The 13,608-nt window shown below is 37.9% G+C and carries 10 protein-coding genes; 3 read left to right on the top strand and 7 right to left on the bottom strand.

Features of this window, described 5'->3' with window-relative positions; all coding sequences use genetic code 11:
- The first annotated feature begins 107 nt into the window (after nt 1-107).
- Complete coding sequence (locus GM418_RS16235; RefSeq protein WP_217447493.1) at nt 108-1,289, top strand: hypothetical protein; 1,182 nt, start codon at nt 108-110, stop codon at nt 1,287-1,289.
- 201 nt (nt 1,290-1,490) lie between these two features.
- Here the strand turns inward: GM418_RS16235 and GM418_RS16230 are convergent, their stop codons facing one another.
- From GM418_RS16230 to GM418_RS16200, 7 genes are all read right to left on the bottom strand, one after another.
- Nucleotides 1,491-2,207, bottom strand: a complete 717-nt coding sequence (locus GM418_RS16230) for a hypothetical protein (protein WP_158868169.1) — start codon at nt 2,205-2,207, stop codon at nt 1,491-1,493.
- A 145-nt stretch (nt 2,208-2,352) separates the two neighbouring features.
- Entirely contained in the window at nt 2,353-3,276 is a 924-nt protein-coding gene (locus GM418_RS16225; protein WP_158868167.1) for a DUF1735 domain-containing protein, read from the bottom strand.
- 33 nt (nt 3,277-3,309) lie between these two features.
- Nucleotides 3,310-4,695: a SusD/RagB family nutrient-binding outer membrane lipoprotein gene (locus GM418_RS16220; protein WP_158868165.1), complete on the bottom strand. Its 1,386-nt coding sequence runs from the start codon at nt 4,693-4,695 to the stop codon at nt 3,310-3,312.
- 25 nt (nt 4,696-4,720) lie between these two features.
- Nucleotides 4,721-7,927 (bottom strand): SusC/RagA family TonB-linked outer membrane protein, encoded by a 3,207-nt coding sequence (locus tag GM418_RS16215; RefSeq protein WP_158868163.1) that lies wholly within the window; start codon nt 7,925-7,927, stop codon nt 4,721-4,723.
- A 276-nt stretch (nt 7,928-8,203) separates the two neighbouring features.
- Nucleotides 8,204-8,923: a YjjG family noncanonical pyrimidine nucleotidase gene (locus tag GM418_RS16210; protein WP_158868161.1), complete on the bottom strand. Its 720-nt coding sequence runs from the start codon at nt 8,921-8,923 to the stop codon at nt 8,204-8,206.
- 27 nt (nt 8,924-8,950) lie between these two features.
- A complete protein-coding gene (gene rsmI, locus GM418_RS16205; protein ID WP_158868159.1) occupies nt 8,951-9,643 on the bottom strand; it encodes a 16S rRNA (cytidine(1402)-2'-O)-methyltransferase in 693 nt (230 codons plus the stop codon).
- Nucleotides 9,636-10,463, bottom strand: coding sequence for a hypothetical protein (locus tag GM418_RS16200; protein ID WP_158868157.1), 828 nt, complete (start codon nt 10,461-10,463; stop codon nt 9,636-9,638). Before GM418_RS16200 ends, rsmI begins: the two co-directional genes overlap by 8 nt.
- A gap of 69 nt (nt 10,464-10,532) precedes the next feature.
- Here GM418_RS16200 and GM418_RS16195 point away from each other — a divergent pair, with 69 nt between their 5' ends.
- On the top strand, nt 10,533-11,114 hold the full coding sequence (locus GM418_RS16195) for a thymidine kinase (RefSeq protein WP_158868155.1): 582 nt from the start codon (nt 10,533-10,535) through the stop codon (nt 11,112-11,114).
- On the top strand, nt 11,111-13,585 hold the full coding sequence (locus tag GM418_RS16190; protein ID WP_158868153.1) for a bifunctional UDP-N-acetylmuramoyl-tripeptide:D-alanyl-D-alanine ligase/alanine racemase: 2,475 nt from the start codon (nt 11,111-11,113) through the stop codon (nt 13,583-13,585). Before GM418_RS16195 ends, GM418_RS16190 begins: the two co-directional genes overlap by 4 nt.
- Nucleotides 13,586-13,608 lie beyond the last annotated feature (23 nt).

The following is a 13,608-nucleotide window of genomic DNA, read 5'->3' as shown; positions in this document are numbered from 1 at the left end:
TTTGTATTTATTTTGGAAGAAAACAGAAAATGAAACAAAGATTATTGCTTATATTTTTTAGCTTATTTGTTACGTTCCAGGCAAAGTGTATCCAAATTTTAATCCCAATGGATGATGCTCAGAAAGACCACTTGAAATCATATGGAATTGCTTACTGGGCTCTTAAAAAAGACATCGAGGTAAAATGGCTTCTTAACTATCGCGGGGGAAGTTTTTTGGTACAACACTATCCCGAAATAGAAAACGAATGTATCGTTCGAGGTGTCAGTTACGAATCAATTACCGACACGCAGGCTGACGGAATTTTAAACGAGATTGCACAACCCGATGCCAACCAGGACGCTGTAAGCATGAATAAAGCACCTAAAATTGCCGTTTATTCTCCTCCCAACAAGCAACCCTGGGACGATGCTGTTACGCTCGTTCTCACCTATGCTGAAATCAACTACGATATTATTTATGATGAAGAAATTGTCAGCGGCAAACTTTCTGAATATGATTGGCTGCACTTGCATCACGAGGATTTTACAGGGCAATACGGAAAATTCTGGAGGACATACCAACATATGCCATGGTATCAACAGGAAGTCAGTATCAACAATCAGCTGGCGCAGAAGTTAGGATTTCTGAAAGTCTCAGAGATGAAATCCTACATCACCCGCGAAATACAGAAATATGTTATGAATGGCGGTTTTCTGTTTGCCATGTGCGCTGCTACCGATACTTATGATATTTCGCTGGCGTCTGTTGGAATTGATATTTGTGAACCGATGTTTGACGGTGATCCCGCAGATAAGCAGGCGAATGAAAAACTCAATTTCTCAAATACATTTGCTTTCGAAAATTTTCATTTGCAGATGAATCCCTATGTCTATGAATTTTCGGATATTGATGCAACAGAAACCCGGAAAGTGATTCGCGAAAACGACTATTTTACACTTTTTGAATTCTCTGCCAAGTGGGATCCTATTCCTACCATGTTGTGTCAAAATCATAAAAATATGATTAAAGGTTTTATGGGGCAAACCACTTCCTACAGAAAGGAAGTTATTAAACCCAATGTTTTAATTATGGGTGAAAACAAGCCTGCAAATGAAGCACGATATATACATGGCGAAACAGGAAAAGGTTTTTGGACATTTTACGGAGGACATGATCCTGAGGATTATCGTCATTTGATTGGAGATCCACCAACGGATTTGAACTTACATCCAAACTCCCCCGGATATAGATTGATTCTTAACAATGTTTTATTTCCGGCGGCTAAGAAAAAGAAACGGAAAACCTGATTCAGATAGATTCCAAAAAAACAGTTGAAAAAAGAAGCCAGGAGGCCGTGAATTAATTTATCTATGAAGGGAAACTATAATGATATAGTGTAAAAACACCCCCTGGCTTTTATAATTTAATTTCACCGTTTCTTTCTATCAATAGAACTTCTTTTAATTATCTTCAATGCCATTTTCTAACTCAAGGAGAGAAGTCGGCTGTTAAATACTATTTACATATTCAACCAACTTTACAATATCTTCTTCGCTTTTAAATTTTATTTTGTTCTTCTTAATAAACGATTTGATATCAGACTTTTCCTGACCATCAACACGATCTAAAAATTCTTTTTTCGATTTTATTAAAAAGCCTGAACCATCGTTAAATTTTCCGACATAACTCACTTTGTCAACATAGTAATATTCTTTCGTACCACTTCCTCCCTGGTAATTTGAAGTGAAACTGTCAAGCAATAAGTCTTTGTTTCTTTTTATATATAGCGATAATTCTCCTTTGACTTTTAATTCAAAAAAGCCATTATACTTTCTTTCTGCTTTCGCTCTCAATTCCGGGTCAAAAATAAAAACCCTGTCATCATAAATTATTTGTTTCAACTTATATGGCTGGTTTAATGATAACGTATCAGAACTTTGTATTACTTCAAACGCATCAGACGCAATGTTGTATCGTATAGGCATTTCATCCGACTTTGACCCGTCGTTTAATTCAAGAATTCCTGGCAAAAAATCTTGTTCAAAATATGGATTACCATTCACGGGAACATTACTTTTTTTTGTATAATTATGAGTTGTAATCCCGTCAACTACCTGTTTTGATTGTCTTTGGGCTCCTCTCGGAACCTCAACTGTTTTCAAATCCTGCGCCAAACAAGCAAAGCTGAATACACAAACTGTAAAAAATAGAAAAACTCCCTTCATAACATTGTGGTTTGTTACTATTCAAATAATTTAAAAGTCAACATTTAGTGAAAAATACGAAAAAATTTGATTTTAGAGAGACCAGTGAGGATACTATAATACCCTCACTGGCTGTCTATTATCAATTAAAATCGTTTGTCAAATATTACTGCATTGTAAGATCAGCAGTTAAATATGGAATACCTCCTAAATACGAATTGTATGTTTGGGCCAAACCACTTTCATCACCTGGATAATAAATATCATATTCAAGTATGATTCTTGGCTTTCCGTCACAATTTTCCCATTTACCGGTACCTGCGATTTCGTAATCATAGGGAGAACCTTCATAATCAGTAGTGAAAAGATACTGACGGGGAATTTCAATTGTACCGTTTCCATTAATTGTCATAGTAAAATTCCCCCCGGAAGTAACAGTCTCTGCCCAGAAGTCAGCAATAAAACCAAATCCAAGGCCGGCCGAAAATTCAAGATCTGTGCCGTTTAAAGAAGCTGTAACACTTGCACCTGAAACATAATCTCCCTGTCCGTCACTTCCTGACCATGTCCCTACTAAATCAGCTGCACCATTTTCTAGCGGGCAGAATGCCAATCGTGTCAGATCATAGGTCAATTTTGTACCATTTTCGCTTGGAGAATTATATTCGCCGGCATCGAGGTTAAGAACCAATTTCAACTCCTCACCGGCAGGCATATTTTCAGTAATGGTTGAAAAGGTAACAGATCCTGAAGTCGAGCCTGCTGAAATAGTAATGCTGCTGGCCGACATATTGTACATACTCGCATCTATTGTAGTAGACGGATCTACTGTGAAATTAACATCAATATCCTGAGACTGAGGCATCCCCATCAATGAAACAGCTACCGTTGTTTCAATATCGATCAGTTCTCCTTCATCTGTCACACCTGATTCGAGTGTTTGAGCGGCATCGATGAACTGCACATAAAAAGGCGCACCAGCATCCGGTTCGGTAGTCAGGGCATCAAAATTGGTTTCTTCTTCCTCACAGGAAATAAAAAATGCCCCTGATATTATTATGGTCAATAAAACTTTAAAAATATTTTTCATGATTCTTTCAATTAATATTTAAAACCTGGCATTTTAGTTATCCCACCACAGTTTATCACTGATGGTTACAGAAGGAACATTGTCCCCATTATAGTCCATCTCGTTTTGAGAATACGGGAAACGAGTCGGTATAGCTGACAATACAGCATCCGGATGTATTTCCACAGCCGGCAATCCTGTTCTTCTGTAATCGGCATAAGCCTGATTGGTACCAAATGTCGCAATATATTTTTCTTTCATAATAAGCTCCAGAGTCAAAGTCTCTCCACCTAATTGCGTATCATACCAATCCTGATCCCAACTTCCTGTTACTCTTTCAACAGAAGCTTTTACACCTGCTTCAAAAGCAGCAGCTGCGTCTGAAGTCTGTCCCAGTTGAAAATATGCTTCCGCTTCAATAAATTTCAATTCAGCAAAAGACATCATAACCGTCGGAACTTCAGCTCCTGCAATGTAAGTGCCGAGCAATGAAGCAGATTCATCCTGAGAGCCGATGATACTTCCTCTGTAGTTTCCATCCCCGTCTTCTTCTGCGTAATAAGGCAAACGTGGGTCTTCCTGAGCCAACAACATATCAACAAAAGTTGAAGCCATTCGAACATCACCACGTTGTTCCATAAACTGGTACATTGGATTATGGTTAGCCGATTCCCATGGCACTTCCAGATTGTCATCGTTTGAAGAAAAGCCATTAGCAGCAGCAGCCAGAGCCGCACTGTAAGCAGCAGTTCCGTTTATGGCTGAAAGCTGTAAAGCATGACGGGCTTTAATTGAATAAGCGGCCTTTTTCCAAAGGTCCACATCCCCGTCGTATATAACGTCACCTTCAACATCCACAGCATTTTCGGAAGCACCCAAATCGGCAATTGCTTCATCTAAAATAACGTTTAATGTATCGTATATTTCTTCTTGCGTATCAAATGCAGGTGTCAATACATTTTGGTCACCTCTAAAGCCTTCACTAAAAGGCATATCACCCCAAAAATCAGTTGAGGTTCCTAACGTTGCTCCAATAATTACTTTTGCAACCCCGGCATTATGTGGCGAGTAGCTTCCTTCTGTATTTTCCGCTACGTCAACCATAATCTTGCCGTTCATGAAAATCTCAGTATAAATCGAATTCCATGTATTGTTAACATCAGCCGGTAATAGCTGGTATCTGGCAATCGTATGTCCCTGACGAACGACACCATCAATTTGTTGCATCCAAAGGTTTGTCGTTCCAACCATATCAAATCCTGCCATTATGTAACCGTACGATTGTTCAATTGCAGGCAACATCAATTTCATTGGAACCTCAGCAGGCGCATCCGGATCAATATTCAGATCGGTGTCTATCCATTTTTCACAAGACGAGATTGACAACATAAGTATCAACGCCAATCCTACTGTCTTTAAAATATTATTGTATTTTTTCATGATTACTTATTTTTTGAGGTGATAATTAAAAGGTTACTTTTAAACCAACCATGTAAGTTTTAGTACCCGGGTTGTTAAAGTAATCCATACCACGGGCATTCGAAGACCCCAGTAAGTTTGTTTCCGGATCAACACCTGTATACGGAGTAAATAACAACAAGTTTTTACCGCTAACGTAAATCATCGCATCGCTTAGGAATGTATTTTTTACCGGTAAATTATAACTTAATGTTATATCTCTAAGTCTTACCCATCCTGCAGGTTCCATAGCTGCTACAGAAGGTCCACCACCAAAGTTACTACCGTTTCCTTCAAACCAGTCTTCATCCAAAACAACCGGCGTTACGTTGGTTTTTCCCGAACTCACCGGATTTCCGTCAGCGTCAACATGTCCGTAAACACCATCAAAAACAACAATGTTTTCAGAAGGCGTTAAATCGAAGTCGATTGTTCCTTCCGGAGTATAATATACTTCCCGGTTCTCAGTACGTTTGTGCGTACCAAAATAATTCATTGCAAAAGCGGTACCGTTGTACATCATACCACCCTTTTTAATATCAACAAGGAAGCTTAAGGAAAGATCTTTGTATGTAAATGTATTGGTAATGTTTGCGGTCCAGTCCGGGTTTGTATTTCCAATCGGAACCATTGAACGGGTATCGGGGAATGGGTAACCGTCACGAAGGTTATCCGTAGGGTCATCATTCACCAGGATATTTCCATCAGCATCCCGATACCAGTCGTTTCCAAAAATACTTCCATATTCTTCTCCAACAACTGCACGAACTTGTGGAACTGTAAAACCTCCCAGAAAGATATTATCAACACCTTCAGCAAGCTCAGTAACCGTATTTGTCATTTTGGTAAAGTTGGCCAAAATGTCCCATTGAAAACTGTTTGACTGAACAATAGCTGCATCGAAGCTCACCTCAATACCTTTTGATTCCATTGATGCGGCATTTTTATACACCGAGGAGAAACCTGTTGAACGTGCAATAGGAACCGACATTAACAAATCTTTATTTAAATTCTCGAAATAAGAAACATCAAATCCAACTCGTCCGTTAAACATACGTGCTTCCAAACCCACTTCCCATGAATCCATCGTTTCGTGTTTCAAATCAGGGTTACCTAAACCAGAACCAACCTGAAAACCAGTTTGCCCCTGATAGGGGAAACCTGCTCCGTTTGTCCAACCGTCTCCTGTTCCTGCACTGTAAAAATAATTGGTTGTGTTATAAGCTCCTGCAATATTAGCAGTACGGGCTGCTGACGCACGCAATTTACCAAAGGTTAAGAAACTGCCTTCAAAAGCACTCAATTCAGTAAATACAAAACCTAAGCTAACTGATGGATAAAATGCCGACAAATTTGCTTCGGGCATCGTTGTAGACCAGTCGTTACGTCCGGTTACACCTAAATATAACATGTCATTCCAGGCAAGGTGAATATCGCCAAAAATTGCAGCCGTTCTGTAGTTACTTGTTGCTGTGCTTACAACAGCATTCGCAGAATTTGATAACTGATAAAATCTTTCAATTTCCAAACCTTCAGCTGAACCTGTTATTCTTTTGAAGAAAGTTTCATACATGTTGTGGCCAAGAGTAGCTTTAATATTGAGCGACTCACTGATATCTGTCTGGAAATTTAGCAACAAATCTGAGTTAAAAATTCCATTGTAATTCATATACTCTTCTACATACCCGCTCGGATATCCTCTTGAGTTATTTGCAAATTTATCCTGGTATCTTCTGTTAAACCAGTCAACACCTGCCGTATACGATAAACTGAGATAATCAGTAAATCGAACATTCAGATTTCCGCTTCCGGTAAAACGATTCACATTTTCGTCATATGCAATGTTGTTGGCAACCCAGTATGGGTTATCGTAACCACCACCGTTTCTGTAGTTTCGTTGTGTTCCGTCAGCAAATTCGTAGCCGGCGCTGTTATCAAACGTGGTTGCTGTTCTTACCAACCCCAGCATAATACCTGATACGTTAGACCCCTTTTGGATTTGCGTTGAAACAGAATTCGTATACGCGAAATCAGTTCCAATAGTGACTTTTTCATGCAATTTTGTAGTTGCATTTAAACGCATGGTTAACCTCTTGTAAACGTTATTTGGAATAATCCCTTCCTGATCCAGGTGAGAAATAGAAAAGTAATAACTTCCCATATCGTTACCATTGCTAATATTCAAACGATTATTGGTAGAAATACCTGTCTGAAAAAACTTGTACTGATCGTATGCCTGGGCAGGTACTCCGTTTCCGGTTCCTTTGGGCACCAATCTTCCATTTGGATCCCATTTATAATCGGTATCTCCGTCGTACTCCAATTCAGAAATCTTCGGACCAAATGAGGCTGCATTTCCGCCAATCCAGTTCCCGTTATTTCCTTGTGCCCACATTGTTTGGCGTTCAGGAACCTGAGAAATTTCATCGAAACTTACAGAAGTATGGAATTCAATTTTTTTCTGCTGAACACTTTTCCCACTTTTCGTAGTAATAATTAAAGCACCGTTCGCAGCTCTTAAACCATAAAGTGCAGTTGCAGCACCACCTTTCAATACGGTAATCGACTCAATATCATCAGGATTGATATCGATAGACCGACTGGAAGTAGTTACACCCCCAACTCCACCGGAACCACCGCTGGAGATAATTGGCATTCCGTTAACAACAAACAACGGCTGGTTGTTTCCTGTGATTGAAGCCGCCCCCCTGATAGTGATATATGTAGAAGCACCGGCATCACCTGCTGAACTTGTAATCTGAACCCCTGATGTTTGTCCGGAAAGAGAGTTTACAATGTCAGCATTTGGTTTTGTGGCTATTTTTTCAGAATTAACTTCCTGAACATTATAACCTAAACCTTTTCTTTCCTGAGAAATCCCCATTGCAGTAACGACAACTTCGTCGATACCAAAAACATCAGGCTCCATAACAATATCAATTGTTGTTGAGGAGCCAATAGGAATTTCCTGCTTTTTCATACCAACAAAGCTCGCAACCAAAGTCTGAGCATCTTCCGGAACCTGCAAAGAATATTCACCATCAATGTTAGTGATAGTTCCTAGTGTTGTTCCTTTAACTGCTACCGAGACTCCGGGAATCGGTGTACCATCCTCAGAGGAAGTAACCGTACCGGTTAAAACCTTTGTCTGAGCATTGGCCATCGAAATTCCCATGAAAAGAAGAATCGATAAAAAAAGCGCAATTTTTTTCATAGAAATAGTTTTAAATTAATAATTAAACAGCATTATTTATAGAATAAAGATTTTTTTACGTCTTGATGGAATTCCCCCAAATCCCGTATAAAACGTTTATAGTTCCCCCTTTTTAATATGTTTTATGCAAAATTAGTTAAATGTTAAAAATATTAACACTTGCAAATGTTATAAAAAGAATTGAAAATTAAAAATAAATGTTACACATTTTTTTGTTTTGAAAAAGAAGATTTAACTTACAAAAAGTAATTAACATAAGTATTTAGAAGATTTTTTTTACAAAAACCCTTTTAAATCTATAATTTCGTCAACAATATATATTTTATTCTTATTCTTTACCTCTCCGTTGGAACGACCATATTCCGCATGTTTATTTAATGGAATGTAAATCGAATCAATCCCGAACTGATTTGCTCCAACAATATCCACATGCCAATCATCTCCTACCATCAGACATTCCGATTTCCTGGCATTTGACGATTTGATAGCATATTCAAAAATTTCAAATCCCGGTTTTGGTACCTTCACATCCTCTGAAATAAAAATATTTTTAAAAAAAAGCTTTAACCCCGAGGTTTCCAACTTTTTATATTGGACCTCCTTAAAACCATTTGTAATAATATGCAATATGTAATTTCTTTTTTTTAGATATTGAAGTATTTCCTGCGCACCAACTTTCAAGTCTTTTTGCTTTGCCATTTCCTCCAGATAAAACGCGTTCATTTCTTCCGGCTCCACCCCCGAAAGCTTGTGAGTGCTAAAAGTCTGTTTGAACCTCAAAAAGATTAATTCTTTTTTTTGAATATTCCTTTTTTTATACTCATCCCACAAATAATCGTTAATGCGGGAATAAGTCTCAAAAAAGTGGACAAATGGCAGTTCTGCATCATCAAAAAAATGGGTAAATGTTATTTGCATGGCATTTTTTGAATTCTTTTCAAAATCCCATAATGTATTATCGAGGTCAAAAAAGATATGCCTGTACTTTTTTATCATTTAGTATCTTCACAATGAGAAATAACCTTACTTTTCCTTTTTTGAAAAGCCTTCCACAACAATCACAATTTCTCCTTTAGGTGTATTTTCCGAATAATATTTTTCAAGTTCAGCTAAAGTTCCGCGTTTTATTTCTTCGAACATTTTACTGAGTTCCCGGCAAACACATGCCTGTCTTTCTGCACCAAAAAACGCGGAAAACTGAGAAATCGCCTTTACCAGCCGAAAAGGAGATTCATAAAACACCATTGTCCGGTTTTCCTCCGAGAGTTGAATTAATCTTTTCTGCCGCCCTTTTTTTTGAGGAAGAAAACCTTCAAAAACAAATTTATCGGTTGGCAAACCTGAAACAGCAAGTGCAGGAATTAAAGCAGTGGCTCCGGGAAGACACTCTACATCAATGGTGTTTTCGATGCAGGTTCGAACCAATAAAAACCCGGGATCTGAAATTCCGGGAGTTCCGGCATCTGAAATCATTGCAACATGTAAACCTTCCTTCAATTTGGAAATAATATTCTGAAGTGTTTTGTGTTCGTTGAATTTGTGATGTGGAATTAGCCTTTTATCAATTTCCAGATGTTTCATTAATTTTGATGAAACACGTGTATCTTCAGCCAAAATTAAATCAGCATCTTTTAAAACATTAATTGCCCGCAACGTAATATCCTCAAGGTTTCCAATGGGTGTGGGAACAAGAACCAATCTTCCAAAACTATTCATTGGTGAAACGCCGCTTTACAAGGTTTACAAACTTCAAGCTGGTTTCGTTCTTTTTCCATTTAAAATTTTGCTGCAAGTAGCTCACTGCTTCATTTATACTTTTCATGGCGTCGATGGATGTCACCGTTTCCGAAAACCGTTCGGGGTTTCCGTCAAAAAGTTCCCTTATATACTGAAAACGGTCATTAATTCCAATCGCTGAACGAATACTGTCTACCGGGCGATTAGACAACTTAAATTCAAGTTTGTTTTGATCATGTATAATATCATTCACTGATTTCCCCTTTAAAAAGCTATCACCAAGACGCGGATTTATTTCTGTTGTTTCCTCTTCTTCCAATTCCACATCGCCATTTTCAAAATCGGCTGAATCCTCTTCTTCTCCACCCCCACGGGAATTACCGGAAATATCTTCTTCAGGCTCTTCAATTTTACTTTCAACAACTTCTTCTTTCGGTTCTTCTGTTGAGATTTGAGGCTCCTCTTTTATTTCAGGCTCAGGAACCGGTTCTTCTTTTTCCGGCTTTACAATAATCTCTTCTTCTTTTACAGGAGATTCAATCTCCGGAGCTGGTGGTATTTTTTCGGAATTTATATTTTCAGGAATTTCTTCAACAATTTTCTGAATCGCTTCAGGAACTGGATTTTCACTTTCATTTCCGTTTAACATCTGTAAAAGCTGCATAATACCTTTTGCCCGGGTATGCAGAAATTCAATTTCAAGCGAGTCGAAGTTCCCTTTTTCTTTTATTTCAACAACCAGTTCCTCCAATTCGCCCATATCTTTTAAAAGAATATTTACCAGTTTTTTATTTTCCATTCTTGCCCGACCTATTATTTTTAAAGATTATTTTTGTAAAAGTACTAATTTCTTATTCATATAACGTAAATGTTTATAGAAAGGGATGTAAACGCCCATAAAAAAGTGGGGGTGATTGAAGTTGTTGCAGGCTCAATGTTTTCAGGAAAAACTGAGGAACTGATACGCAGGTTAAAACGGGCAAAAATTGCAAAACAGCGTGTGGAAATTTATAAACCGATAATTGATGTGCGTTATTCGGAAACAGAAGTGGTTTCACACGATGAAAATTCTATCCGTTCAACTCCCGTAGAAAACTCTGCAAATATATTGCTTTACTCAAACGATGTTGACGTTATTGGAATAGACGAAGCTCAGTTCTTCGACAAAGGGCTTATTGAAGTTGCTGCAAAACTGGCAAATATGGGAATACGTGTAATTGTAGCCGGACTGGATATGGACTTTAAAGGCGTTCCGTTTGGTCCAATTCCCGGGTTAATGGCCATTGCAGATCATGTTACAAAAGTACATGCCATTTGTGTAAGGTGTGGAAATATCGCTCAGTTTTCTCATCGGCTTTCTGAAAAAGAACAGGTTGTACTTTTGGGCGAGAAAGACATTTACGAACCCCTCTGTCGCAGTTGCTACCGAGAGGCAAATTCAAAAAAATGAATCAATTCACAATTTCAGAAATCTCAAAATTTACAGAAGGTAAATTATTTTCGTCTCCAAATGCTTCAGATGAGATTATCACAAATATTGTTACCGACAGCCGAACATTTTTCGCAGGAGAGAATGCTATTTTTTTTGCGCTTACAGGGCCGCGAAATAACGGACACCATTATATTCCCCAATTGATAGATCGGGGTATAAAAAATTTTGTTGTTTCTGAAAAAAAATGGATCAACTCAAAAGCCTCTTTTGTTTTTGTGAAGAATACTACAGAAGCATTACAAAAACTGGCCACTTTTAACCGACGGAAAAACCTGTATCCGGTTATCGGAATTACGGGAAGCAATGGAAAAACAATTGTAAAAGAATGGTTGCACGATCTTTTATCTGAAGACTTCTCAATAGTAAGAAGCCCCAAAAGCTACAATTCTCAAATTGGTGTTCCGCTTTCTGTATTATTGATGAATAAAAATTACAACCTGGGGATTTTTGAAGCTGGTATTTCAGAACCTGGTGAAATGAAAAAGCTGACAAAAATTATAAAACCGGAAATCGGGATTTTTACAAATCTTGGAGATGCCCACCAGGAAAATTTTGAATCGTACGAGCAAAAAATAGAAGAAAAACTCCAGCTTTTTAAGTCCTCTGAAAAATTGATTTTTTCGGTGGACAACCAATTGTGTAAAAAAAAGATTACTCGTTTCTGCGAAGAGCATTCCGTAACACCGGTTAGCTGGTCGTTGCTAAAAAATAAAAATGTGTTCCTTTCTTTTTCGGCAGAAAAGAAGGAAAGTTACACTAAAATTTCAGCTAAAATTGAGTCAAAAAAATATGCATTTAAAATTCCTTTTTCCGACTCCTCATCCATTGAAAATGCCTGTCATTGTTTTGCAGGTATATGGGCGCTGACCCAAAAAACGGATCTGTTTTTAAAAAGATTTGAAAAACTCGAACCTGTTGCCATGCGTTTGGAAATTAAACAGGGAATCAATAACTGCCTACTTATCAACGATTACTATAACTCTGACCTTAATTCGTTTTCCATTGCATTGTCCGTGCTTCAGCAGCAAGCAGCAAAAGGTCATTTACAAAAAACAGTTATACTTTCCGATATTCAACAAACCGGTATTCCAAAACCAGATTTATATAAACAGGTAAACCAACTTTTATTGGACTGGAAAATTGACAAACTCATAGGAATTGGTCCTGAAATAACTAAATATTTTGAAGTATTTTCGGTTAGGAAAGAGTGCTATTCCAAATTAATTGACTTTGAAAAATCATTTCAGAAAGAAAATCTGAAAGACTCAGTAATCTTAATTAAAGGTGCCCGAAAATTTACTTTCGAAAAAATATCTGCTCTTCTTCAGCAGAAAACACATCAAACGGTTCTGGAAGTTAATTTGAATGCACTAGTTTATAATCTCAACGCGTTTCGAAAACTTTTAAAACCCGAAACAAAAGTTATGGTGATGGTAAAAGCCTTTTCATATGGCACAGGCGATGTGGAAATTGCAAAAATGCTTCAGTTTCAGAATGTAGATTACCTTGCAGTTGCTGTTGCCGATGAAGGTGTACAATTGCGAAACGCCGGAATTCAAACACCGATTATTGTAATGAATCCGGAAGAACACAGTTTTCAAAATTTTATCGATTACCGGTTGGAGCCGAACATTTACAGCCTGGAATTGCTGCAAGCATTTACTAAAACCGTCTCTCAAAATGCCTTGGAGGAGTTTCCGGTTCATCTAAAAATCGATACCGGGATGAATCGTTTAGGTTTCAAAACAGAATCTGAAATTCAACATGCTATCTCAACAATAAAGGCAACCAGGTGGCTAAAAGTCAAGTCTGTTTTTTCGCATCTTGCGGCAAGTGACGATCCTAAAATGGATGACTTTACAAAAACGCAAATTTCCGGATTCAATGAAATCGCCGGAAATATCTCAAAACAGTTTTCATATAATATAGACCGGCACATATTAAATTCTGCGGGAATTGAGCGTTTCACAAAATACCAGTTTGAAATGGTGAGACTTGGCATTGGTCTTTACGGCGTTTCTCAAACCGGACTGGGACTGGAGCATATTGGCACATTAAAGAGTACTGTTTCTCAGGTAAAAACAGTTCAAAAAACGGAGACGGTAGGCTATAACCGAAAGGGGAAAGTTGAGAAAACGAGCAAAATAGCAGTGGTCCCGCTGGGCTATGCCGATGGTCTGGACAGAAAACTCAGTAATAAAAATGGTTCTGCTTTTGTCAGCGGCAAATTGGCACCAATAATTGGTAATATTTGTATGGATATGTTGATGCTTGATGTAACAGGTATTGATGTAAATGCGGGTGACGAGGTAGAATTTTTTGGTTCAAACATCTCTATTTCAGAAATAGCTGAAAAAGCGGGTACAATTCCGTACGAAGTTTTAACAGGGATTTCGCAACGTGTAAAACGAATCTATTTGCAGGAATAAAAAAAAAGAAAATTGCTGTAAAT

The sequence above is a fragment of the Maribellus comscasis genome (genome assembly GCF_009762775.1).
Taxonomy (GTDB): domain Bacteria; phylum Bacteroidota; class Bacteroidia; order Bacteroidales; family Prolixibacteraceae; genus Draconibacterium; species Draconibacterium comscasis.
The sequence above is the reverse complement of the archived record's forward strand: the minus strand, read 5'-3'. Positions and strand labels throughout refer to the sequence as shown.